A 25,025-nucleotide genomic window follows, 5' to 3' on the forward strand; every position below is an offset into this window, starting at 1 on the left:
AACGACCGCTTCCCATGGAGGCGGTCGTTTTTAATTGAATTTAAAGGCGCTCTTTAATCGACGCCGATAAACACTTCTTTTGTCTTCAAGGTGTGTTCAAACCAAATATAAACGATGATTCCCTTGAAAATACTCGAAATCGTAATGCTCCACCAGATGCCGTTGAGACCCAAAAAAGTCATCTGACTAAAATAAAGGGCCATCGGAATTCTAAGTGCATTGAAAACAATGCTCGTAACCGCTGCCGGCTTTGTCATGCCAATGCCATTAAAAGCCCCTGTTACAGTGATTTCAACAAACATAAAGAGCTGGGAAACCGAGAGAATTTTAAGGTAGTCGATCCCCAGAGCAACCGCTTCTTGTTCGCGAAGAAAAATCATGAACAGCCACTTAGAAAAGAAGAACAGCACGAACGTGTTGATTGCCCCTAAAATTAGCGCCAACCTCAAAGCAGTTCGATACCCTTTTTTGACACGTGCGTACTGCCCTGCACCGTAATTTTGGCCGACAAACGCGCCCAGCGCAACAGAGAGTCCGAGAGCCGTCATCCACGTAATAGACTCAATCTGTGAGCCCACCTTCTGAACGCCGATAGGCAACTCCCCAAACTCGGCTATAATGCGGGCAATCACCATTGAAATTCCTGTAAAAAGACCGTTTTGAAGGCCTGGCATCACCCCGAGGCGCACAATCTCGGCGATTGAACTCAACTTGGGTTTTACGAAAATCGTAAAGTGTTTGTACAACGTATGCTGCCATTTGATGCGGTATAGAAAGATCAAAAACACAATAGCTTGTGCCACTACTGTTGCCACAGCCGCACCGGTGACGCCAAAGTCAAAGATGTGAATTAAAACGGGGTCGAGGACCATATTAATGGCAAGGCCTATACCGTTGACGACAAAAGGCGTTCGGCTGTCACCCCGTCCGTTAAAAATCCCTGTGAAAACTTGATTGGCAAAAGGAAAGAGCATCCCCGCACCAACGACCGTTAAATACCTGACGGCCATGGACTCAACTTCGTAGTTGCCCGTGTTGAAAAAACCGATCAAGGGCCATCTGAAAACCACTAAAAACGCCGCATATAATAGGGAGGTAAACGCGACAAATTGAAGGCCTGTCCGCGCGTAGTGTTCAGCAAGTGTCTCTTTTCCAGCACCGGTACTTTGGGCAACGCGCACTTCCGTACCGGTTTTACTCAACGCGATCACGGCATTTGACAACCAGACGAAAAAGCCGCCGAGCCCCACTGCAGTCACTGCTCTCGACCCTAACATACCAATCCAAAACATATCGGTCATATTGTAAGCCATTTGGATAAAGCTCGTACCCATTATCGGCAATGCCATATAGAGCAGGCTCTTTAAAATATCGCCTCTGACAAGGTCTATTTTTTGATTTTTTTCCATAGTATTTTCTATCTCCAAATTGTATTCTCGAAAAACAGTATACCATCGCTTATTATTTCGGGCAACTAAATAATGAGCGGTCAATGGCATTTTTTTCAGATGTTATCATATTGTAATGTTGACGTCTGTCCTCAGCATGTATAATAAAGTTAATCGTTAGAAACACCTGTGCACGGTTTCACTGACCATTCAAATATGCCACTTATATTTAACCATCAGCGAGACCCTACAGAAGCATTTGAAAGGAGTCATACATGATTAAGGTTCTTCGTGACAAAATGCGCTTTATCGCATTTTTCATTGCCATATGCCTAGTTGTTGCCCCTCAAGTTGTCGTGCCGACATATGCCGGCGCTCTCAGTGACATCTCGTCTCACTGGGCAGAAGACCAAATAAGGGAAGTCGCTGAATTAGGGGTGATTTCCGGTTACCCCGACGGAACGTTTAAGCCGAATACCGTCGTCGACAGGGATGCCTACATCCGAATGGTCATCGGCGGCCAAGGAGTAGAAGTTCGAGAAGCCAAAGCTGGTGAATACTGGGCTGTCCCGTATCTGGAAAAAGCCTTAGAACTTCAGCTAATCGACGAGGCGTACTTCGGTACACTCTCCAGAGCCAACTACGCCGTCCCCATTAGTCGAGAAGAGATGGCGAGTATTTTGGTGCGCGCTTACAAAACTGAACGGCCGGCACCAGATGCCACTGCTATAGAAGCTGCCAGCCGAACGCTGAGCGACTTCAACATGGTGCACACGCGCTTTTTAGACGACGTGATTACCTCTGTTGCACTCGGTTACATCAACGGTCTTCCCAGCGGCACCTTTGCGCCCAAACAATCGGCGACGCGGGCTGAAGCCGCCAAAGTCATATTAAATCATCTTTACCTGACGGGAAGGGCTAAGCGCTCTTCGGATAAATTGTTTGCCGTTAGAGACATTGAACTCGGTGACTCTGAAGAAAGTGTCGTCAAAAAATTAGGCGCACCGGTGCGCAAAGATGCGAGTATCTACAATTTAACTTGGTACATCTATCACGACAACTACGAAGACTACGCTGCCATCGGCATCGCCGACGGTAAAGTTTCTGGTCTCTATACGGCATCAGATGTTCTCGAGTCCAGTAAAGGACTCAAAATCGGCCAAACCAAACAGGAAGCCACCAAGGTTCTCGGGACACCTGTAAGCGAGATTAAAAAAGGCAATACGCGGTTTACAAAGCCCGATGAAAAGGCGTTTTCAACCTACCTTTATGAAGGCACTTATGTAACGGCCTTTTACGACACCTTTAACGACAACCGCCTCTTTGCCATTCAAATTTTAAGCAAAGAAGCCGAGTTTTCTCTAAAGACACTGTATGGCACACCTTCCGAGGGCCTGCAAACTGCCTATGAACAACAGGCATTTGACCTCGCCAACGTCTACAGGGTTGCCAACGGTCTCAAACCGCATCTCTATTCAACAGACGCTGAAAAAGTGGCTTACACCCACAGCAAGGACATGGCTGTCGATGGTTACTTCGATCACGTCAACCCGGAAGGTCTCACACCGGCACACCGCTTCAAAGCCGCGGGGCTGTCGCCGAGCTTTGCTGCCGAAAATATCGCAGCGGGCTACATCACCGCTTTTGAAGCACATGCGGGATGGGTCAATTCAGAAGGGCACCGAAAAAACCTGTTGAGACCGATTAAGTACATGGGCGTCGGCGTCTACTTCGGCGGTGATTACAGCGTCTACTACACGCAAAATATTTACGAATAAACCGTGTCGAACGGCACGCTAGAGTTTAAACCAAAAGCGAACCAACTCATTCTCGAGTGGTTCGCTTTTTATAATGGCCTTTATTTTTGACATTTCGGACAAATTCCCAAAATCTCTAATTTGTGTTCCAAAATCGTATAGCCGGTCTGTTCCACCAGCTCCTTCTCATAGGCCTCCAGCGGACAGCCTTTAATCGGCTCAACACCGCCACAGTTGACACACAGAAGGTGATGACGATGCTCGTGATGATTGATTTCATATGTGGCTCGGTCCTCTAGACTTAGTACCGTCTTAATCACCAAGCCCTTTTGCGTAAACGTATCTAGCGTCCTATAGATGGTCGAGAGGTTGACCCCGCCCCCCTGCGCCATCATGTGCTGGTAAATCATTTCAGCCGATAGAGGCTCCTGTCTGTCCAAGAGCACTTGGTACACAGACTGCCTGTTGACCGTACTTTTAATACCGTGTTTTTGAAACAGTCTCTTAATCCCTTCACCTTGCATATGGGTCTCCTTAAGATTTCTTAAACTCGACTTCTATTAGTAAAATGGCCATAAAGATGAGAACACATCCGACAATCATCATCTTCGTCAGCGTTTCACCGAGCAACAAAACGCCGAGTAAAGCCGCAAAAACAGATTCCAACGACATGATAATAGAGACATGTGAAGAACTCGTATACTTTTGCGCCACCGTCTGAATAGTGAAGCACGCAAAGGTCGATACCACCGCCAAATACACAATTGCCACGAGGGCTTCTCTCGGCATCGATTGAGGTGGCGCCTCAAATATCAGAGCTGATGCCGTAAACCAAAGTGCCGCAACGGCAATTTGTATAAAAGCGATTTTAAACACGTGCATTTGCTTTGCAAAATACTCGATGGCAATAATATGAGCGGCAAAGAAAAACGCACATACCAATGTCAAAACATCGCCGATATTGAGGTGTATCGATTCATTGAGTCCGACGAGACCGATGCCAATAATGGTCAAAAAACTGCCGAGAAAAACTTTGAGCTTTGGCACTTTTCTATAGAGCATCCAATACAGAAATGGGACAATCACCACGTAGACAGCGGTTAGAAACCCTTGCTTAGAAGCGGTGGTGTACTGAAGGCCAAGCGTTTGAAACGCGAACGCCAAAAAAAGAACTGTCCCGACAATCGCACCGTTCACCCATTCTTTTTTCTCTATTTTCCCAATCCACTTGAACAGCGCCAAATACACACATGCACCCGCTAAAAGGAAGCGGAACATCATCAGGTACATCGGCGGTAAAAAGTTCAACGCGTCCTTAACAGCAACAAAACCGCCACCCCACGCAAAGGCGACAAAAAGTAAACTGAAATCCGATAGTACTCTTTTTTGCTTCATCGATAATCTGCTCATATTTCCCCCCATCGACTCTATAATAAAAATATTCTATCAGTTTACTGACGACAAGTAAAGCCAATCGTACGCATGATTACGAAGCCTATATTTGGGTAGTAGAATAATGAGGATTAAAATAAAATAGAATTCAAATACGAGAAAGGAATGGTACGATGAAAGATAAGAAAAAAGCACCTCTTGGATCGAGTAAAACTGAAGCTTGGGCAGACTCACATCACGTAGAAGAAGAGACGAACATCAGCATTCCATCTGAAGAAGCTGTCCAAGACGCCAAAGAATGGGTGGAACAAAACGAGAAATAAACAGGTTTTAACAAACGGCACATACAGACTTAACAGAAGGCTGGTAAGATGAATACAACGTTAGCCTTCTCAGCTCTCCCGTTAAATGACAACCGAGAAAAAAGCACTTTCAACCCGCGAAAGTGCTTTTTTCTTATGCTTAAAAGGTCCCTAGCATTACATAGCGGTGAATCATCACGAAGTGCGCCAGCGTTCCCGCCATAATAAACAGGTGAAAAATCTCGTGAAACCCCCAATTGCCCAGCTTGATTTTCTCCGACTTCGATGCGTAAAAGACGGAACCTACTGTATACAGAACGCCACCGAGTACCAACAGCACAAACCCCTCGATGGGAAGTGCTCTGAAAAGCGGTACAATAACCAGTATACTCGCCCAACCCATGGCGACGTATAGCCCAGCAGAAAGGGCTCTCGGCATGTTGATAAAAAACAGTTTTGACACAATCCCCAGTAGCGCAAAGGCCCAGATGCTAATTAGCAAAACCCATCCGATAGTGCCCTTTAAAACCAATAGACAAATGGGCGTATACGTCCCTGCGATTAAGATAAATATCATCGAATGATCCAGTTTGCGCAATTTTTTTATCGTGCTCTCCCGACCGTTGTACCCATGATAAATTGTCGACGCCCCATAGAGCAAAATCATACTGATGCCAAACACGATGCCCCCGAGCAGAGATAGGGGATTCTGTTTAAGAATTGCCGTAACCACCAGCGTAATTAGAGCGCCAATTGACAACAGCATCCCGATAAAATGTGTCCAAGTGTTTATAGGTTCTCTCATATCACCACTCCTTTATATAGTATTAAATACTAGATGATGTCTTTTTGATATCATAGCACACCGTTTTTAATTTTTCAATAGGTCTTTATTAAAACTTTATAAATTGTTATAATGTACAAAAAGGAGGCCCACATGAATACACTCTCGGATTTGATGACTTTTCAGAATCCCGACAGCGACCGAATACCTGATATCGCCCTTTACATGGATCAACTTATCGATTACTTAACGGAAATGCTCGGTCCGGTAAAACGCTCAGAAGACGACCCCATCTTTACAAAGACCATGATTAACAATTATGTAAAAGCACGTGTCATCGCGCCACCTGAGAAGAAAAAATACAACAAATCCACCATTATGGAACTCATTATGTTGTACCATTTTAAACAAGTCTTCTCAATCGCCGATGCCCACGCCCTCTTAACGTCTTTGAAAGCTGACGGCGACGCTTACCGACGTTTCTGCAAGCAGTACGACACCGTTAACGAAACACTTCCCACAGAACTTGTGGAAAAACTCACTGTGGATGACGCCAAACACCTCATGCTAGTGTTTTCAATAGAAAGTGTCATCAAGAAGAAACTCTCAGAACAGTTATTAGATTTTATTCAACAAGAAGAGACCAAAACTGTGGATAATTCATGACTTACCAACAGTTTATCCACATTGTATCATACTGTCCACACCTACTTAAAAAGGGTGCCGTTGCCCGTCTATTGTCTTAGACTTGCAACGGCACCCTCTCTCTTTAAACGAGTTGGTACCTGAGCAACCAAATAAAAATCAGAATGCCCATCACCCATTGAACATTAAAAATCAACCGCCTGCCACTGGACCACCTAAAATCTTCCTTCGTGCGTTTCAGTACCAAGTATGTCGGAATGACTAGGAGCAGACTCAGCCACCCAAGCCATTTGATCCACACCAAACTGGACGTTTGGTCATAGATAACGTCCCAGTAATTGTACTGCATTGAAACGACGACAATAAGACTCATCAACACCGTCGTCAAAACAGTATGTACGAGTAGAATATAGCGTGGCGTATCGTGAACGCGGTGTAACTTCATATCAGACCATTTGATTAGAACAATAAGTAAAGCGACAATATTGATAAAAAAAGCAAATCCCAGCATTAGGGCTTCTATAAAAAAGCTCTGAAAAATAGAAGCGTGTTTGTACACTTGATTGCCGTTTATCAGATAGGAGAGCTTGCCGTCTGCCTCTGTCTTAAACTCGATGATTTGATGGTCTTCAGGACTAAAAAACACCGTCTCCGACAAGGGGATAAAGCGCTTCTCATCGACGAGCAGCCCCTCTGAATCCGCCTGTATTCGGATTTGATGAATAATATGCGTCAAGCGCTCTACAGTTTCCATAGAAGCATTTAAAGGCGTATAAACCCCTTCAAACTTCTCGAGGCCATCGTGCGGATAGGGCTCTCTTTTTTCAGCGCTGTTGTCCAGAGGTAAATAATGCGCTAAAACCGAGTCCATAATGGCGTCTTTCGCCTTTAAGTTGTCACTGTTGTAGTAGATAAACAACGCAAATTGATGAGACGGTATAAAGACGAGGCGCGCGTTGGCACCTGGTACACCACCGTCTTGTATATAGATTTGCAACCCTTTGTAATCGGTCATGGAAAATCCGGCGCTTCGACCTATGGACCCAGCCGTATTTTGTGCCTTTACCGAAAACAACCTTTCCAGTACAGCCGATTGATGGGCGATGAACTTGGCCATGTCATCTCCCGTCGTCAACAAGTCGTCTGAAGCAATGTATTTCGATTTAAAAGGTGTCGCTTCAGTCAAGCCTCCTCCGAAGACGTTGTAGTTGACCGCTTTTTTTTCAGGAACTGCTCCACTGATGAGCTTAGCTGAATCCAGCATACCGATTCGCCTAAAAACGTCGTTTGCCATATACCGTTCAAACGTTTCACCTGAAAGGTTTTCAATGAGAACACCGGCTAAAATGCTGTTGACGTTGGACGGCATCATGTAGGTGTCTGCCGGCATTTGCCGCGTATGGTCATAGGCACCTAAAAAGTCGGTTGCCGCCTGCCCAAACGCCAAACGCGGCGGGTCAAAAGGCGATGCCTTTATGGCCGAATTGGCCTTGAGAGACGGAATACCTGTGGTATGCATTAAAACATTGTAAAACGTTAAATCTGAAAACACCGCCTTGCCTTTTATGTCTTTTGGTAGGTACGCTTCAATTGAGGTGCCGAGATCTATGCCTTTCTCATCTAAAAGCTGCATCAGCGCATAAGCGGTGAACACTCTGGAAATCGAACCGGTCTGAATTGCCGTATCCGTCTCCATACTTTCTTCCAGTGTCGAATTGGATTTTCCAAACGCCTCCAAATACGCCAATGTATTTTGTGTTTGAACGGCGACCACAGCACCGGGCAAATTGTACTCTATTATCTCCTTTACAATCGCATCTGTAAGCGTCTCTTCAGCATAAGCAGCCGGTAGACAGGATACGATGACGAGTAAAAAACTTATCATTAGGGCAATTTTCTTCAAAGTTCTTCTCACTTCCATTTAGAAAATTTATTTTTTCAACTGATACAGTTTCCCAACACGATCCCTATAAGTCAAATCCAAAACGATGTCTTTTCCCACTTGAATGCCATCGGCTTCTAAAATACTCCGAACGGTCTCGTATGCAAGATCCGGAAAATTATTTTCTTTGCTCAGATGTGCTAAAAGCAAATGTTTCGTCTTGCCGTAGGCAATGAGTTCTCTCGATATATAGCCGGCGTCTTCATTGCTGAGATGACCGGAATCCGAGAGGATCCTCTGCTTGAGCGCATAGGGGTATCCCCCCGTTTTGAGCATCATTTCATCGTGATTGGACTCCACCATGACCAAATCACACGTCTTAAACGTATCGATAACTGCATTGTCAATTGTCCCCAAATCCGTTGCAATGCCCATTTTAGAGTTTCCTTTTGTAAATGTGTAACACAAAGGGTCGATGGCATCGTGCTTAACGCTGACGCTCTCCACCCATAAATCGCCGATTTCCAGTCCGTCGATTTTATCGTACACATGCACCAAGGAAGCGTCGACTTGGCCGATTTTATCTTTTACAGCCGACCACGTCTTAGAAGTGATGTAAAGCGGCAACTTGTGTCGACGCATCAGCACCCCCAACCCTGAAATGTGGTCGGTGTGTTCATGGGTCAATAAGATACCGCTGACCTCGTTGATATCGACGTTTATATTTTCAAGGGACGTCTTAATGTACCGCCCACTCATGCCTGCATCCACCAGCAGCTTCGTCCGCTCAGAGCCTACGAGCTGACAATTTCCGGAGCTTCCACTCGCCAGTGAACAAAATGATAACAGCATGCACTACCCTCTTCCTAAATTTATGATTCCACCGCTTCAAAGAAGTAGACAGCGCCACTCGTTGTTTTAATACGGTAGTAAGGTAAAGCTTCTCCGGAGACAATCGTATCTGTCAAATCTGAATTGTTCAATCGATACACCAAAGCGATGTCGACGATATCCTCTTTCCTTTTAAACAGATGAATCCCTCGGTAAAGCGCTAAGTCTATTGTAATTATATCATAACTCCTCAGATAATCATTCGTTATCTTTGCAGGTTTTGAAAGTTTAAACGAAACAACTCGGTCATTTTGCACCCAAAAATAAGCCGTTACTTCTTCAATTAAAATACCCTGTGTGCTCTGTTTCGCCTCAATCACAACAGTGTTTGCCTCAGTCATCATTGAAACCGGTGTAAACTCCAGTTTAAAATCTGTTTGCTTCATAAACGCTCGCACGATTTCAAACTGCGCCTCAACGGCATCGACATCGTGTGAATCGGCCTCGTACACGTGCCCTTTCGTCTTTCTATGCCATTTCCCAGTATCTGAAATGATAAAAGTGTCACTTGTTGAAACCCGTTGCTGTTTAGGGCTGAAATAGGTTTTGAGTTTATCCATATCAAACAGCTTGTTCTGTTTTAAAGTGCTTTCACCGAAGTCGTACGACTCGAAATTGAGACGCACCGCATTGATGTTGCTTGGAAATGTCAAGCGTTCATCCAGAATTTTCATGCCGTTTTCCGCATAAAAAGCCTTGATTTCTTCAATCTTTTTATCGCCAAGCACATTAAAATTGTAATGACTTTGTATCAGCATTACTGCCAAAATGACATTGGTGAACACCAGCAACACCAGCAACACCGTTTTAATTTTCGGCCAATCCATCTCACACTCCTGCTTTTTAATTTTTAAACGTCTTCAGCAATGTGCCTTCATACGCATCAAACAGATACAGGCGCCCTGCAATATCCACTTGCCAAACCGGTTTAAAGTAGACGCCGCCGTCAAGGGCAACCTCGTAATAGCGCATGTCAATTGCGCGAATTTCACTTTGTATTTCAAAGAAATACTTAGAAGCTTCTTCATTGGAAGCGTAGATGTTTCGATCCTGAAGGTAATACGTCGTCACCTCCAGCGAATTTTTTTCAAGACTCTTGTCCACTCTGAACATTTCCGTGACACCAGTATAACTCGGCATTAAATTCATAGAACGGATATTGTTGGTAAACTCCAGCACTTGATTGTCCTTTACTTTGACGACAATGGGCTGTTGCTTAACAGGACTGTCCACCAGTTTGTAGCGCCCGATATGGTAACCAAAGTACACCGAGTACAGTGCACTGTCATCGGGATCCTGTTCTACACCGCTTAAATAGAGGCCGTAGGTATCTACATTAAAGCGCTCAAGCGCAGCAATAGCGCGGTTAACCGCCCCTTTAAACGTCATCGGTGTCGCTTCTGTGGGCTGATACTGCGCTTTGTACACTAAGGTCCCGTCGGGAGCAAGTGTTAAAATACGCTCGCCGTACCCGTACATATAAATCTTTGAACCGTTGACATCCGTCAACTCTTTTACGAAATTCATCTGAGCACCGAAGAGGGTGTCGACGATTCCAGAAGTCTTCTGTGCTTCATTGGGTGGCGTAATCTGAAACATGGGAACCACGCGCTTGTACTCAAAAGGGACTAAGACGTAGTTTTTCTGATTGTATTCAGCACTTACCGTCTGCTCTAAGCTAAAGCGATCCGATATCGTCCGGTACTCGACGTATTCTGCTGTTTTTACAGAGTCCACCACTTGGCGCACATCGTGAATCGGCACTTCAAAGTCCAGTCTGAAATAGCCGCTGACACCGTCATACAGGTAGAGTTTATTCGGCTCACCAGAGAGCATCAACACTTCTCGTATGGTGCCGTCATAAGCCAACTGGGAAGCATCTACATTTGTTAAAACAGAAAACAAGTCTTTTGCGGAAAAAGCCATGGGCATTTTAATCAAAAGACTCTCGCTTTTAAAGGCCTCTACATAGGCCGCCTGATCGATTGGCGTCACCGAGGGGTTCTTAGAAAGCGCACCGAGCAGTACCGGCCTTACTTCACCCCATATTGTTTCTTGTCTGTCCAGACCGTAAACCTTTGTATACGACATACCCCCAAAGCTGATATAAAAACTTTGGGGGATCATATAAGCACTTATAATCTTGGAATCGACCGCATCGCCGCCGGTCGATTGACTTTGTGCAAACGCATCATCATAAAAGATGGCCTGAGACATAAAGAACGCAGACACAAGCAATGTTACCAACATCATGCTCTTGAAGAGTTCTTTTTGGGCTTTCATGCGTTCACCTCTATTTTGTAATACTTACCGGCAGCACAGGCGCTGCAGACGCTTCCATTTCTATTACGTCAAATTGCGTTTCCTTCACGAGTTTCGAACTTCCGTCAAAAAAGCGCAAACTGTATTGCCCATTGTCCAACTTACCGATTTCTTCAAAGTAACTAGGGCTACTGATTTCACCACTTAATACTTCTCGCTCAAACAACTGCATATACTTGCTTTGAACACCTGAGAGCTCAGATAAAATCGCTTTTCTCGACTGCTGAGCTGCACTCCACTTCTCATAGAGTACAAAGGCTTCAAGGCTTAAATCCATTTTGGCTTCCTCTGCATTTAAGTAGCGTGAAAAGGTTTGGCCTTCCCCATAGACTTTGATGTTCTTGTTGACTTTGGTCAATTTATCTTTAAGTTCAAAGAAGCGATTAATCAGCTTTGTCTCCTCCTGATAGCGGTCAGAATAACCACTGGCAGCGGCAAAAGTGCGTTTCGGCGTAAGGCCGTCTACATGTGTCGAACGCTTCGTCAGCGACATGACAGAGACGTTTAAGCCCTCTTCAATTTCTTTTGCAAACGGCAATTTTTCCTCAACTTTCACCAATGAAAAGTCAATAGGAGCTTCGTCAATGGCAGCATTCGTTACATTGACAATTAAAAATTGGGATTTGTCGTTTGACAATTTACTTTTAATAGGCTCTGCTACGATGATCTCATCACTTGTAATCGTACTTCCCCAAGCTACCGGAAAAGTCAAAATGATGAGCACAACGAGCAATAAACCAAGACTTTTACGAACCATAGTCTTCTCGTCTCCTCAAAATTAATATAGGAAAATAAACCTATGATTTTCCTATACATAGTATACACTTTTTTTGTTACAGACACATTACGACGCCATTACGGCGTATTTAAAATGTCATGACAAGCGCTTCTGTTCAAGCGGCAACATAATAACGACTTTTGTCCCAACGTCAACTTCCGAATCAATGGCAATTTTACCGCCGTGTGCTTCAACAATTTCCTTGGCAATCGACAAACCGAGTCCGGTACCGCCTAGGGCTCTGGACCTAGCTTTGTCTACTCTGTAAAATCGATCGAATATGCGCTCGAGATCCTCTGCTGGAATCCCCATTCCCGAGTCCTCTATAACGACTTCATAATGTCCGACATCGTGTCCGGCTCTCAGTTCAACTCGTACACAGCCCCCCTCGTCGGTGTATTTAATGGCATTGGATAGGATATTGAGGACCAACTGCTCAATTTTATCGCTGTCGAGATCGGCAAATGTGATATCATCATAATAGTGCTTGACGATTTCAATGCGCTTTTGGTCTGCTGTCATTTTCACTTTGGTAATGCACATCTCTATCAGGGCCTTTACATCAGCCCGCTCAGGACGCAGTTTAATGGTATCGGCATCAAAGTTACTGAGTTCCAGCAAATCTTTTACTAGGCGCGCCATGCGGTCGGCTTCGGAATTGACCACATTCAGAAAAGAACGCTGCATCTCGCCGTCGTCCACGCCACCTTCCAAAAGCGTTTCTGTATAACTCTTTATACTGGTTAAAGGTGTTTTCAGTTCATGAGAAACATTCGCCACAAATTCACGACGCATATGGTCCAACTTTTCTTCTTCTGTGATGTCTTGAAAGACAAAAACAACCCCCACTTTGTTAGAGAGTTCGTCTAAAAATGGGGCAAAATTCACGCGTATGGTCTTTCCGTGATACGTGATGCTCTTAGACCCATTACCTTCTGAAAGCTTACCGGAGCTGTATATAGAGAGCAAATCGCCAATGAGGTCTTCGTCAAAGGCACCATCTGTGGTCAACAGCTTTAAGGCCTTCGGATTCGAGTGAATCACTTCCCCCTCCGCATTGATGGCGATGAGGCCGTCTTCCATGTAATTGACAATAGCTTCGAGTTTACTTTTTTCTTGTGAAATCTCTCCAACGGACTTTTTGAGTTCAAGTGACAAAAAGTTAAACGTTTTAGAAAGAGCGCCGATTTCATCGTCAGAACGCACCTCTACCAACTGGCTGAAGTCCCCTTCAGCGAGCAAACTGGCCTTTGCCGTTACTTCGTTGATAGGGTCGGTAATGCGCTTGGACAGCACGGCACCGATGAGAAGCGTCGCGCCGAGAGACATCAACACCGCTTGATAAATAATGGTACGCGCTCTGGACAGCGTCTCGTAAATATCGCTTAAATCATAGCGCAAATAGAGAATCCCTATTTGCTCACCGGACTTATAAAGCGGATACACCTTATCCTTGGTTCGCACCTTATTGGGCAGCTCAAAATTCTCCTCAAGTGTTTCACCTAAAAACCCCTTGACGACGAGTAAATTCTCGACGACCTCTGAAATCGACCGCCCTACGTGGCTGGTACTGCTGGCTATAATCTTTTGCTCCGCTTGATCCACGATATAAATTTCTTCTCTGAGACCGATGGCGGCGTGTTTGTCGATTATTTCCTGTACCAGCACTTGTCCTTCCACCAACGATGTATCGCCGAGTTTGTCGAGTTCAAATGTAATGATTTCAGCAATTTCGTCTAGGCGCTTGCTCACCACTTCGTGGTTGTGTTCTTCAAAGGCGAAAATGATAAAGACCCCTGCGAGCACCATGGCGATAAAAACCAAAACAAAAAATATCAGTGTAAAGCGTACGCGTATACTCTTAAACATGTGGCCTCCATGTTATTTCTTGAAATAATAGCCAACGCCTCTCTTGGTCATGATATAAGTCGGATCACTGGAATCGAGCTCAATCTTCTCCCTGAGGCGTCTTACCGTTACATCCACCGTTCGGATATCGCCAAAGTACTCATAACCCCAGACGTCTTTCAGGAGTTGCTCACGCGTAAAAATCTGATTGGCCTGTGTCGCCAAGAATTTTAAGAGTTCAAACTCGCGAAGTGTGAGTTCGATGACTTCACCGTTTTTTGTGACTTCGTACCGGTCCAAATCAATGGTCAAATGCTCCGTAACCACAACGTGTCCACCTGCACCACCTGTACCGTCGTCCACAAGCTCCATTCGCCTCAAGTTCGCCTTGACGCGCGCCACGAGTTCCCGCATGCCGAAGGGCTTGGTGATGTAGTCGTCGGCACCGAGTTCAAAGCCCAATACTTTATCGACTTCTTCTTCCTTTGCCGTCAGCATAATGATTGGCATTTTAAAGCTTTCTCTGATTTTACGGCAAACTTGAAAGCCGTCGAGTTTCGGCAGCATGACATCGAGAAGCACCAAATCCGGCTGATACTGATAGACTTTCTTGAGCGCTTCTTCACCGTCAAATCCGGTCTCTACATCAAACCCCTCTTTAACCAAATTAAATTTTATAATATCTGAAATCGGTTTTTCATCATCTACCACTAAAATCTTCTTGTTCACAGCACTAGCCTCCTTGTACACATATGAAAATGCGATAGAATCGCTATTCCCCACCTGCTCATCGCTAAATACGCCATAGAAAAAAAGCGAGTAACATCTACTCGCTAAAAATTAACATAATTGGCTGGATTTTTATAGACGCCGTTGATTCTGACTTCAAAATGAAGATGAGCGCCATAACTGTTACCTGTATTGCCCGAATAAGAAACCGTTTGACCTTGATGGACGCGCTGTCCCGTTTTAACGAGCAATTTGCTGTTGTGTGCGTATACGGTTTTCATGTTGCCGCCGTGGTCGATGATGACGTGATAGCCATAACCATCACCCCAACCTGCAAATACCACGGTACCGCCATCTGCGGCCTTGACAGGTGTCCCGCTTCTAACGCCGATGTCGATACCGAGGTGTCGACCTCTGCCCCTAGGGCCGAACGGCGAGGTAATTGGTCCCCCTGAAACCGGTCTAATTAAAATACCCGATCCCACTCTTGGCGGTGGGTTCTTCGTTCCCTTGTAGACGACTTTCGTCTGCGGTTCCGATTTCACGTCTTCTGAAAGTGTCTTTCTTGAAATCTCACGACCGTTTTGCTTCGTGACTTCTGCCGTGACAACGCGTTCTCCGTAGGCACCGTTGACTTTTGTCCGCTGCTCACCTTTGAAAAGATTGCTGTTGTCTTCGTATACGACCTCAAAAGGAATCTGGTCTGTAAACGTGGCGCGTTCCACAGTACATACGGTGATGAAAGGTTTCGGAACTACTAAGTTGATTTCCATACCGATCATTAAGCGTTCCGGCTTAATTGTAGGGTTCGCCGCTTCAAGGTCTGCCGGTGCAATGCCGTAGTAGTTGGCGATGGTCCAGTAGTTCTCCCCTTTTTCAACGACGTGTACGCGTTTTTCACGCGAACCGTTCTTTACAAAAGTTAAAGCGTCTTCAACGGCATCGTAGCCTTCGAAGTCCATAATGTCTACAAATTTTTCATTTACAGTGACATCTTCATAAAAGAAAGTGTCCACCACTTCTCGCCCAGTCTCTTCAGCACTTGGCGCATACTCTTTTTTCAAGGTCTCAAGCAATGCGTTGGCTTCTTCTTCCGATTTGAAAAAGGCGATGTCGTTACCGTTGACCGCAAGCGCATACACCCTTGCAGAAGCCGCTGATTTAACCATCAACTCCGGCATTTTAACCGTTTCTTCAGCCAATGCCGCCGGTGGCGCCTGTCCGGTTATCGCCGCATCCTCTTTAAGGGATTTTGGCTGTAAATCCGCAGCACTTATGGCGTGTGCTTTTGGTGCTGCCGCCGTTTCCACAGGCGTTTCTTCCGCGTTCAACAAGACATAAGCACTTGCTCCCGTGACAACGGCCAAAGCCGCTACGCCTGCCACTGCCCATTTCTGCTTCTTGACAAACGGCGTCACCTTTTCAAAAGTGCGGCCGATAAAAGACTTGAACTGCTGAAATTTCCCTGGTGTATTGTCAAATTGTGTTGTTGTTTTTGTCTGTTTTGTATAATCAGTGTTGCCTTTTAATTTTGCTTTCATGCCTTTAACGAGTTTCCCCGTGCCGGATACCGCTAAGTAAAAAGGGTAGAACACAAGCGCAACTGCTTTTACCGTGACGTCTGATATCTTAATCTTTCTCTCTACGCGTCCATCGCCCTTTACATAGTATTTAGCACTGGGTTTCTTATAAAGTTTTCTGTTCTTTTGCCCCATTCTATACTCCTTCTGTGTGGCCTTAAAAATGGTTTTTTTTATTCCTTTAAGCTAAAACACCTATTTTATTATAGCACAGGTTTCTCTTTTATTAAATTTTTTTTTCAAATTCAACGGTTTTTGAGGCCTATTCTTACAACAATAAACTACATATCGTGTCTTATAGGTCTATCGACCCACGGGATATTGTAAAAAAAATATTTTAAAAAAATATGAATAAAAACTGTCACGAAGGCCGTTTGATGTATCACTTTTGACGGACACGGACTCGACGACGTCATTTTCCAGACGCTACCATCCAATTGAAGCCCTGGGAAACGCCGCCGGAAAAAGCACCTCTTACGACCGCTGGTTTCCCCGACTTAAAAATGCTATAATAGAAACGTTATCACTTATTTTAGAAAAGAGGTACTCACCATGGCTTTTTATCAACGAACACCGGTCTTCGATTTAGGAGAACTGCATATTGAAAACATCTTTGTATCCGACTTTATGCCTTCTGCCAGCGGCAACTATGTCAAAGTTTACTTGATGGGCCTCATGTTTTCTCAGTCAAATGAAGACGGCGGTCGTTTGGATAATGTTCGACTCGCTCAGCAACTGGGGATGCCCCTTACAGATATCGTCGAAGCGTGGCGTTATTGGGAATCTGTCGGCGCCGTTAAAAAACACTACGCCGAAGACGGCAAATCTTTCGACGTGGAGTTTCTCTCACTGAGAGATCTCTACATTCAAAACAACTATGTGTCGAAGGCATCTGCTCAACCGCCTAAAAAGACTGCACCGAAACCCAACCATAGCTACATGCGTCTCGCAAAAGAAGCAGAGCACCTGATTGGCCATCCGCTTTCACACGCCGAGTACCGTGAAATCGGCGATTTTTACGACCACTACTACAAAGACGAGACCATCGTTCTCAAAGCGATTGCCGTCTGTTATAGAGAGCGCAATATCCGAAGCATGAAAGCTGTCAAAAAACTTCTAGTCGACTGGATGAAGGCACAGCTCACCACACTCCCTGCCATAGAGGCGCATCTCAAAGCAACCGATGCCCGGCACCAAGTCTACAAAGAAGTGATGAAGTGTATGGGGCTGTCCTTTAGAATGGCCAATGTCGCCGAAAAGGAAACCATCGATTACTGGATAGACGAATACGGCTTCGAACCGGAGACCCTTTACGCGTTTATTGTACACTTTTCCAAACGCAACAGCAACCTCAACCTCAACTACTTGAAAAAGGCTTTTGCATCGCTGCACGAAGCGGGCATTCACACAGTTGAAGCATTTGAAAAGCAGCAAGCCGGCAAAAGTGCCCCCGCAAAGAAAAACTCGAAAAAACAGTTCACAATAGAGAAAGAACGCTCTTATTCAGAAGAAGAACTCGAGGAACTGCTGCTTAATAAGCGGTGATGCGAACAGGAGAAATCACGATGATGGACAAGACGATTAAAGATATTCTTGAAACTTACAAAAGACAGCAGACGCTCAATAAACTAGAACAAAAAGAGCGCAAACGCGCACTTTACGAAGCGTATCCGAAGCTCGCGGAAATTGAACATCAAATGGGCAAAATCGGTATGGAGATTTCCAAAGCGATTCTAAAGAACCCGGCACAGACGAAGATTATGCTCGTGGAACTGGAACAGACGCTGGACATGCTCAAAAAAGAAAAAGCGCGGTTGATGCTGGACAATGGCATTCCCGTAGACGCACTGGAGATCCGCTACACCTGTCAAAAGTGTCAGGACACGGGCTTCACAGAAAATAAAAAGCGTTGCACGTGCTTCAATCAGAAGCTCATCGACCTCGGGTACGAGATGTCCAATATCAAAACCCAGCTGGAAAAGCAAAACTTTGAAAAGTTTAATCTTGACGTTTTTTCAGATGCACCACACCCTAGAGAGAAGCACTCACAGCGCGAAAACATGAAGCACATTCTGAACATCGCAGAAGAGTTTGTAGGCACGTTCCCCTCAAATCGCAACATGATGTTCTTCGGCGCCAGCGGTTTGGGCAAGACCTACCTGTGCAACTGCATCGCCAAGTCACTCCTCGACGAAGGGTTCTCGGTCATCTATCAGACGCCGTTCACCATTATCCAGCTCATTGAAAAAAAGACCTTCACCGACAAGAGCAACCCCATCGTTCAATTGGCGTACGAGCAACTGTTCAACGCCGACCTGCTCATTATCGACGACCTCGGCACGGAAAGTGCCAACACCTTCACCATCAGTGAGTTTTACAACATTATCAACACGCGGATTCTCAACGAAAAGAGCACGCTGATATCGACCAACATCAAGTTGTCCGAAATCGCCACGTTCTACAACGACCGCATCGACTCCCGCATTAAAGGGCACTATCAACTCGTTAAGTTCTACGGTCCCGATGTGCGCTGGGAGACGTAACCCCCTCACACTACGAAACCCCCTCCTTTTAAAAAAAGAGGGGGTTTTTTTACGTCATTCGCTAAAACGACAAATCTCTTACGATGGTTTGAGAACGCTTAGGGCCGACAGACACCACTTTTACAGGAATGCCCACCAATGCCTCAATACGTTCGATATAACGCTTGGCGTTCTCAGGGAGCGCATCAAACGTCTCGCACCCGGTAATGTCTTCTTGCCACCCTTCGATGGTTTCGTACACCGGCTTACATCTCGCCAAATCCTCTAAACTCGCAGGGAAATGGTGAATCAACTCGCCGTCGAGTTCATACGCTTTACAGATTTTAAGCTCGTCAAAACCCGTTAAGACGTCGAGAAGCATCAAGGCGATACACGTCATGCCGTTGACGCGCTTCGAGTAGTTGACCATAACGGCGTCTAACCATCCGCAACGTCTCGGACGCCCTGTCGTCGTCCCAAACTCATTGCCCTGAACGCGAATCTTATCGCCAATCGGATTGTTCAACTCCGTAACAAACGGGCCTTCGCCTACACGCGTCGTGTACGCCTTTGTAATCCCAATAACTTCTCCGATTTCGTTTGGACCAATCCCCGAACCGATTGTGAAACCGCCTGATGTCGGGTGAGAACTGGTGACAAACGGGTACGTTCCGTAGTCCAAGTCGAGCAAGGTACCTTGAGCGCCTTCGAGCAACACTTTTTTCCCTGCTCTAAGGGCGTCGTATACCACCACAGTGGTATCGGTGACAAATGGTTTCACCTGCTCCGCATACGCCATATAAGTGCGCACCATTGCCTCTTCGTCCAACGGCTCGCCACCATATATTTTTTCAATAATCTCATTTTTATCTTGAACGCGCGCTCTCAAAAGAGGCTCGAAAATAGACGGGTTGATGAAATCGCAGATTCGAATGCCGCTGCGCTCCACTTTATCCATGTAACAAGGGCCGATGCCCTTTTGAGTCGTCCCAATTTTAGCATCGCCTCTACGCTCTTCTGCCAAGCGGTCGAGAACCTTGTGATAAGGCAACACCACATGCGCTCTATCTGAAACGCGGATAGAAGTAACGTCGATGCCCTTTGCTTTAAGACCTTCAATTTCCTTTAAAAAACCTTCTGGGTCAAATACGACACCGTTGCCAATGACGTTTACCGCTTTGGGATTTAAGATCCCTGACGGAATCAAGTGCAGTGCGTATTTGTTATCGCCAACGACCACCGAGTGTCCTGCGTTGTTGCCACCTTGGCCTCTAACAACGACATCGGCATTACTCGCAAAGTAATCGATCATCTTTCCTTTGCCTTCGTCGCCCCACTGGGCGCCTAAAATAACTACTGTTGACATAAATTCACCTCTCTATTATATAAATGACATTAAACACATATCCTAATTAGCCACAACCATATTACCAAAGGCCCTTTCAAAAGTCAACAAAATAACGAATAATTAGCCATAAATCAAGAAAATCATTCGACTTCTGTCATGTCAACCAAAGGATCGATGCTAGAGACTACGGAAAATTCCGACTTGAGCTTATTGTAGGCCGCCAGTGCCTCGACGTCGCGCTGGGGTTTTGTCCCTTTTAAATAAGCGCGAATGAGCACATTTTTAGGGGTGTGTACCATGTCGATAAACTCCAGCACCTGCACGTGATAACCGACGGCTTTCAGCGCCGATGCTCTGAGGGTATCTGTCAAAAGTGCGGTAAACTTATCTCGCTGAACGCCGTACTCGAGCATGGGCGCAAGTGCATCGTGCTTTATAGTAGAAAACAGTTCGTGTTGGCAACACGGTACAGCAAAAATGACTTTGGCCTGCCAGCCCACAGCTTTAATAAGCGCGGCATCGGTCGCCGTATCGCAGGCATGTAGTGAGACCACCATGTCGATAGGACCATTTGCACGGTACTTGGCAATATCGCCGACTTCAAATTGAAGCCCTTCGTACTTCAAAGCCTTTGCCGTCTCGTTGCAAAATGCGATGACGTCCTCTTTGAGATCGAGACCGATGATGGTCGCACGGTAGCCGCACTGCTTTACGAGGTAATAATACAGCGCAAAGGTCAAGTAAGCCTTGCCGCAACCAAAATCCACAATGGTCAGAGGCGCCGCCTTATCAAACGCTCCCAAACTGTCTTTGACAAACTCGAGGTATTTGTTGAGCTGCCTAAACTTGTCGTAGCTTTTGGGATGCACCCTGCCGTCTTCAGACATAATGCCCAGGTGTACCATAAAGTCGCACACCTGTCCTTCTTCTATCACATACTGTTTTTTACGGTTGTGGGCCAATGTCGACGCTTGTTTGCTCGGCGGCTGCTCGATGATTTTTACCTTGCCCTTCTTGCTGACGAGGACCTGATAGTCTGCCGACGCAGTAAAAAACACCGCCTGCTTGAAGTAGGTGCCCATCTGCGTCGACACTTCTGCCATGGCCACTTCTGCCGTTAGGTTGTCGTGTAAGACTTTTTTATCGTAGTGGTATGTCAGCTGGTAGACCCGTTCTGATTTAATTAAAACCGGCTTGATCGTCAACTTTTGATAGGTTTTTTCAGACTTTTTGACAACCCCGCTTAAAACAGCTCCAATGAGGGTATCCCCATAAAAAATTTTCTTATACAATTCATCAAGTGTCATTTGAATTCCTTTCAACGCCTATGCGATTATCTGATATAATAATACCACACAACGCCTTTGCAGACCGCATGGATTTTTAACTCGTCTGCAACAGCAGATTTAAAGGAGGATTAACATGCCGGATTTCTGGTCTCACCGCCTTGCCGCGGAAACAGCATATGTCAACTCAACGCTCTCAGCCGACACGTTCAGTCCAACAGACTATAAATTTTACCTACTCGGCGCTCAAGGCCCCGATATTTTCTATTACCTCAACAAGACCAATCTGTTTAGCAAGAAGCGCTACAGCAAACTGGGGAACAGCCTCCACACAGAAGGGGTCAAAGAGCTCTTTGAAAGCATGCTCATCTACATTAGTGAAACGCCGCACCCGCAGCTGGTCGCCTATGTACTCGGTTTTTTATCCCACTACTTTATGGACGCCCACTGTCACCCGCTCATCTGCAAATGGGGACCGGACAGCCGCTCGCACAAAGTTGTGGAAATGGCACTCGACGCCAAAACCATTGCCGATTTTAAAGCGCATCCCATTAACCGCTCAAAAATCAAACAGCTGCACCCCAAGAAAAAAGAGATGCCCGCTGCATTCGGCGATTTTATCCGCCACCTCTTTGAAGACCTTTACGAGGAGACCATCGACGACAAAACACTTGCGCGCATCGATAAAGACTTCAGAATCGTCCAGTGGCTTCTCGTACACGACATCGTCGGAAAAGTACCGTTTAAAACGCGCATCGCAGACAAACTCGGTTACGATATCAAGGGCATCCGCTACACAAAAGATCTCGAAACCGTGACGCGCTCTTGGGATTACCCGCTCTACAAAGCCGCTTTTCTAGAGGGGATCGACGCCGCCACAAGGGCTATCGAATACGTCTGTTCCCACCTCGACGACCCAGAGGCGCTTCTGGCCTTTGTTCAAGAAAACATCGACAAAGACTACCTCGGCAACCCCCTCTAACCGATACCGCTACGCATGCTCTGTATCATTTACGATTAGAAGCGGGTGGTCTACACCGCCTCTTGCGGCGTTAAAAGCTCCTGTGACGATTCAGCATTTTAAATTAAATCTCAACGAGACCGTACAGTAGACGCCTGTGCGGTTTATTTTTTAGCCGAACCGTCTGACGACCAAAACGCCTCAAGCTGTGTCGCCATATTTCCGTCGTGAAGTTTCAGTTGTCCCCAAGACCGCGGGTAAAACCGCCTGTAAGCACCACCGGCATACCGACTGTCGAGCAACAGAACCACGCCTTTATCGCTTGCTGTTCGTATGACGCGCCCTGCACTTTGCATGACTTTGTTAACGGCGGGGAACTGGTAGGCGAACTCAAATCCGCATCCGGTTCGCTCGTCGAAATACGCTTTGATGAGATCGCTTTCGAAATTAAACATAGGCAGTCCCACGCCGACGACCATCACGCCGATTAACTGTTCACCGTGTAAGTCGACACCTTCGGAGAAGTGGCTCCCCATTACCACAAAGGAAAGCAACGATTCGGTACGGGGGTCTGCTGTGTCAAAACACTTTAAAAACGCCGCACGGTCGGCTTCTGTAAACTCGCGCTCTTGACAGATAAGTTCCTGTCCGTCGGGGTACAGCTGTTCATAGGCGTTAAAACAATCGCGCATAAAACGGTACGACGGGAAGAAAACCATGTAGTTGCCCTTCTTGGCACGCACCATTTCATATATGTAGCGACACACCTTTAAGAGCGATTGGTCTCGATCTTGATACTTTACCGACACATCGGTAATATAGCCGATCATCTGATTGGATGGCGGAAAAGGCGACGGCACATCGAGGGGTCTTTTCTCAGACTTCGAATACAACATATCGCGGTAATAATCAATTGGCGACAGCGTTGCCGAAAAGAAAATACACGCTCGGGCATTGGCCACATACGTCTCGAGAATAGAGGCCGGCTGTACGCAAAAAAGCTTGTACACCGTGTCCGGGGTATCGCCGTTTACAATGTACGACAAGTAGCTGTCGTTGTAAAGCTCGAAGGCACGCATGTAAGAGAGCCAGTCAAAGTAGAGGTCCAACGCCGCTTCGTGTACCGGCGACTGCTGCGAATCCGAAAGCCACTTTTCATATTTAGCCGTGCGCCGCTTCAGCCCCTCATAAAGAGCCTCAGGCGGGTATGGACTGACGTACACCCCGTCGTCATCACAACGTCGCCGTTCTTCTAGGAGCAACCGATTGACCCCGTTTAAAATCGTTTTAAGGGCCTTGTCTCTTTCCGGAATGTTTTTTATAAGTGTTGTGAATTTACGCTTTTCGAGCGATGCGGAATACATGGTACGCGCCCTGTCGACGAGATTGTGCGCCTCGTCCACGAGAAAAACGTACGCCTCGCCGATGACATCGAAAAAACGCCTCAAGTAAACACGCGGGTCAAACACATAGTTGTAATCGCAAATAATGACATCCACATAGAGCGAAACGTCGAGAGAAAATTCGTAGGGACACACGCGGTACTTCTCCGCATAATCACAAAGAATCGTCCGGTCGATGTGGTCTTCATTGTTGATTATGGCCCAGAGCGCGTCGAGTGTCCTGTCGTAATGTCCCTTTGCGTAAGGGCATTTTTCGGGAAAACACGCCACCTCATCGTTGAGGCAGACTTTGTCTTTTGCCGTGAGCGTCAAGCTTTTCACGCTAAGCGTCTGTGCGTGTCGACGCATCCGCTCCAGCGCTTCTTCTGCAACGCCCTTGGCAATGGCTTTTGCCGTCAGGTAAAAGATTTTATCCACAGCGCCTTCGCCGATGCTCTTCAGTGCGGGAAACAACGTACTGATGGTTTTCCCCGTCCCCGTCGCCGCCTGCACAAACTGGACGCCCTCGTCTTTTATGGCGTTAAAAACAGAGACTGCCAGTGCGCGCTGACCCGTCCGGTACGTTTCAAAAGGGAACGTCAGGGCGGCTGTGCTGTCATTTCGACGCTTCAGCCACTCTGCTTTAAAAACTACCCATTTTTTATAGCGCTCAACTGTCTCGTCAAAAAAAGCCGCCAACGCCGAGCAATCGTACGCTTTTTTAAAGCGCTTGATTTCACCGCTGTCAAAATCGGCATAAGTCAGTTGTATCCCCATGCCGTCCAGCCCCGCCTCCTCACAGTAGATAGCACCGTATATTTTGGCCTGTGCCCAATGCACGGGGAACGTGTTCTCCTCTATTTTATCTAGTGGGGTACTCGTCCCCTTAATCTCATCGATGATGCAACCGTCTTCCGTCTCAAGCACGCCATCGGCACGCCCGCTGACGACGAGGTCAACGGCGCCAATAGCTTCGCTTGGCACACGAATGGAAACCTTCTTTGATAAGCTGACTTCCGCCTGATAAGCTGCACCTTGGGATTTTTGTATTTTCTGATGTACTTTAATGCCGTCGGTCATTCGACTTTTGCCTTGATACCTCAAATCGAGGTCTCCTGACTGATAGACGAACTCCACCAGTTGTCTAACCGATATGCGCATTGTTTCATCCATAACCTCACCGCCCTACAGAACATATGTTCATTCTAACAGAAAGTCTCTCTAAAAT

The 25,025-nt window shown here is 46.2% G+C and carries 21 protein-coding genes; 6 read left to right on the plus strand and 15 right to left on the minus strand.

All coding sequences use genetic code 11. From position 1 onward, the window contains the following. Window positions 1–53 precede the first annotated feature (53 nt). Window positions 54–1,409: an MATE family efflux transporter gene (locus ACR6HW_RS10085; protein WP_455727608.1), complete on the minus strand. Its 1,356-nt coding sequence runs from the start codon at window positions 1,407–1,409 to the stop codon at window positions 54–56. Between the two features lie 254 nt (window positions 1,410–1,663). Between ACR6HW_RS10085 and ACR6HW_RS10090 the strand changes: the two genes are divergently transcribed. Then, window positions 1,664–3,166: a CAP-associated domain-containing protein gene (locus tag ACR6HW_RS10090; protein WP_455727609.1), complete on the plus strand. Its 1,503-nt coding sequence runs from the start codon at window positions 1,664–1,666 to the stop codon at window positions 3,164–3,166. 80 nt (window positions 3,167–3,246) lie between these two features. On the opposite strand, the gene ACR6HW_RS10095 is transcribed toward ACR6HW_RS10090, so the two are convergent. After that, window positions 3,247–3,669: a Fur family transcriptional regulator gene (locus ACR6HW_RS10095; protein ID WP_455727610.1), complete on the minus strand. Its 423-nt coding sequence runs from the start codon at window positions 3,667–3,669 to the stop codon at window positions 3,247–3,249. A gap of 10 nt (window positions 3,670–3,679) precedes the next feature. Continuing rightward, entirely contained in the window at window positions 3,680–4,555 is an 876-nt protein-coding gene (locus tag ACR6HW_RS10100; protein ID WP_455727611.1) for a DMT family transporter, read from the minus strand. Window positions 4,556–4,710: 155 nt separating this feature from the next. On the opposite strand from ACR6HW_RS10100, the gene ACR6HW_RS10105 reads away from it, so the two are divergent. After that, on the plus strand, window positions 4,711–4,860 hold the full coding sequence (locus tag ACR6HW_RS10105) for a CDIF630_02480 family spore surface protein (RefSeq protein WP_455727612.1): 150 nt from the start codon (window positions 4,711–4,713) through the stop codon (window positions 4,858–4,860). A gap of 139 nt (window positions 4,861–4,999) precedes the next feature. On the opposite strand, the gene trhA is transcribed toward ACR6HW_RS10105, so the two are convergent. Then, on the minus strand, window positions 5,000–5,644 hold the full coding sequence (trhA, locus tag ACR6HW_RS10110) for a PAQR family membrane homeostasis protein TrhA (RefSeq protein WP_455727613.1): 645 nt from the start codon (window positions 5,642–5,644) through the stop codon (window positions 5,000–5,002). Window positions 5,645–5,776: 132 nt separating this feature from the next. On the opposite strand from trhA, the gene ACR6HW_RS10115 reads away from it, so the two are divergent. Continuing rightward, entirely contained in the window at window positions 5,777–6,289 is a 513-nt protein-coding gene (locus ACR6HW_RS10115; RefSeq protein ID WP_455727614.1) for a DUF1836 domain-containing protein, read from the plus strand. A gap of 103 nt (window positions 6,290–6,392) precedes the next feature. Here the strand turns inward: ACR6HW_RS10115 and ACR6HW_RS10120 are convergent, their stop codons facing one another. The 8 genes from ACR6HW_RS10120 to ACR6HW_RS10155 all read right to left on the minus strand — a co-directional run bounded on the left by ACR6HW_RS10120 (window position 6,393) and on the right by ACR6HW_RS10155 (window position 16,433). After that, a complete protein-coding gene (locus ACR6HW_RS10120) occupies window positions 6,393–8,153 on the minus strand; it encodes a serine hydrolase domain-containing protein (protein WP_455727615.1) in 1,761 nt (586 codons plus the stop codon). Between the two features lie 45 nt (window positions 8,154–8,198). Beyond that, the gene (locus ACR6HW_RS10125) at window positions 8,199–9,002 is read right to left on the minus strand and encodes an MBL fold metallo-hydrolase (RefSeq protein ID WP_455727616.1); all 804 of its coding nucleotides are present in this window, start codon (window positions 9,000–9,002) and stop codon (window positions 8,199–8,201) included. Between the two features lie 20 nt (window positions 9,003–9,022). After that, complete coding sequence (locus ACR6HW_RS10130; protein WP_455727617.1) at window positions 9,023–9,868, minus strand: hypothetical protein; 846 nt, start codon at window positions 9,866–9,868, stop codon at window positions 9,023–9,025. Window positions 9,869–9,884: 16 nt separating this feature from the next. Beyond that, window positions 9,885–11,324: a hypothetical protein gene (locus ACR6HW_RS10135; RefSeq protein ID WP_455727618.1), complete on the minus strand. Its 1,440-nt coding sequence runs from the start codon at window positions 11,322–11,324 to the stop codon at window positions 9,885–9,887. A 10-nt stretch (window positions 11,325–11,334) separates the two neighbouring features. After that, the gene (locus ACR6HW_RS10140; protein WP_455727619.1) at window positions 11,335–12,120 is read right to left on the minus strand and encodes a hypothetical protein; all 786 of its coding nucleotides are present in this window, start codon (window positions 12,118–12,120) and stop codon (window positions 11,335–11,337) included. Between the two features lie 117 nt (window positions 12,121–12,237). Further along, entirely contained in the window at window positions 12,238–14,010 is a 1,773-nt protein-coding gene (locus ACR6HW_RS10145; protein WP_455727620.1) for a sensor histidine kinase, read from the minus strand. A gap of 12 nt (window positions 14,011–14,022) precedes the next feature. Next, window positions 14,023–14,718, minus strand: coding sequence for a response regulator YycF (yycF, locus tag ACR6HW_RS10150; protein WP_455727621.1), 696 nt, complete (start codon window positions 14,716–14,718; stop codon window positions 14,023–14,025). 104 nt (window positions 14,719–14,822) lie between these two features. Continuing rightward, window positions 14,823–16,433: a peptidoglycan DD-metalloendopeptidase family protein gene (locus ACR6HW_RS10155; RefSeq protein WP_455727622.1), complete on the minus strand. Its 1,611-nt coding sequence runs from the start codon at window positions 16,431–16,433 to the stop codon at window positions 14,823–14,825. Window positions 16,434–16,850: 417 nt separating this feature from the next. Here ACR6HW_RS10155 and ACR6HW_RS10160 point away from each other — a divergent pair, with 417 nt between their 5' ends. Beyond that, window positions 16,851–17,843, plus strand: coding sequence for a DnaD domain-containing protein (locus ACR6HW_RS10160; protein ID WP_455727623.1), 993 nt, complete (start codon window positions 16,851–16,853; stop codon window positions 17,841–17,843). A 20-nt stretch (window positions 17,844–17,863) separates the two neighbouring features. Beyond that, the gene (locus ACR6HW_RS10165; RefSeq protein ID WP_455727624.1) at window positions 17,864–18,841 is read left to right on the plus strand and encodes an ATP-binding protein; all 978 of its coding nucleotides are present in this window, start codon (window positions 17,864–17,866) and stop codon (window positions 18,839–18,841) included. 61 nt (window positions 18,842–18,902) lie between these two features. Here the strand turns inward: ACR6HW_RS10165 and ACR6HW_RS10170 are convergent, their stop codons facing one another. Next, window positions 18,903–20,186 (minus strand): adenylosuccinate synthase, encoded by a 1,284-nt coding sequence (locus ACR6HW_RS10170; RefSeq protein ID WP_455727625.1) that lies wholly within the window; start codon window positions 20,184–20,186, stop codon window positions 18,903–18,905. Between the two features lie 122 nt (window positions 20,187–20,308). Then, window positions 20,309–21,475 (minus strand): class I SAM-dependent methyltransferase, encoded by a 1,167-nt coding sequence (locus ACR6HW_RS10175; RefSeq protein WP_455727626.1) that lies wholly within the window; start codon window positions 21,473–21,475, stop codon window positions 20,309–20,311. A gap of 115 nt (window positions 21,476–21,590) precedes the next feature. Here ACR6HW_RS10175 and ACR6HW_RS10180 point away from each other — a divergent pair, with 115 nt between their 5' ends. After that, on the plus strand, window positions 21,591–22,436 hold the full coding sequence (locus ACR6HW_RS10180; protein WP_455727627.1) for a zinc dependent phospholipase C family protein: 846 nt from the start codon (window positions 21,591–21,593) through the stop codon (window positions 22,434–22,436). Window positions 22,437–22,579: 143 nt separating this feature from the next. On the opposite strand, the gene ACR6HW_RS10185 is transcribed toward ACR6HW_RS10180, so the two are convergent. Then, complete coding sequence (locus ACR6HW_RS10185; RefSeq protein WP_455727628.1) at window positions 22,580–24,970, minus strand: ATP-dependent DNA helicase; 2,391 nt, start codon at window positions 24,968–24,970, stop codon at window positions 22,580–22,582. Between the last annotated feature and the right edge of the window lie 55 nt (window positions 24,971–25,025).

It is taken from the genome of Fusibacter sp. JL298sf-3, from assembly GCF_053842995.1.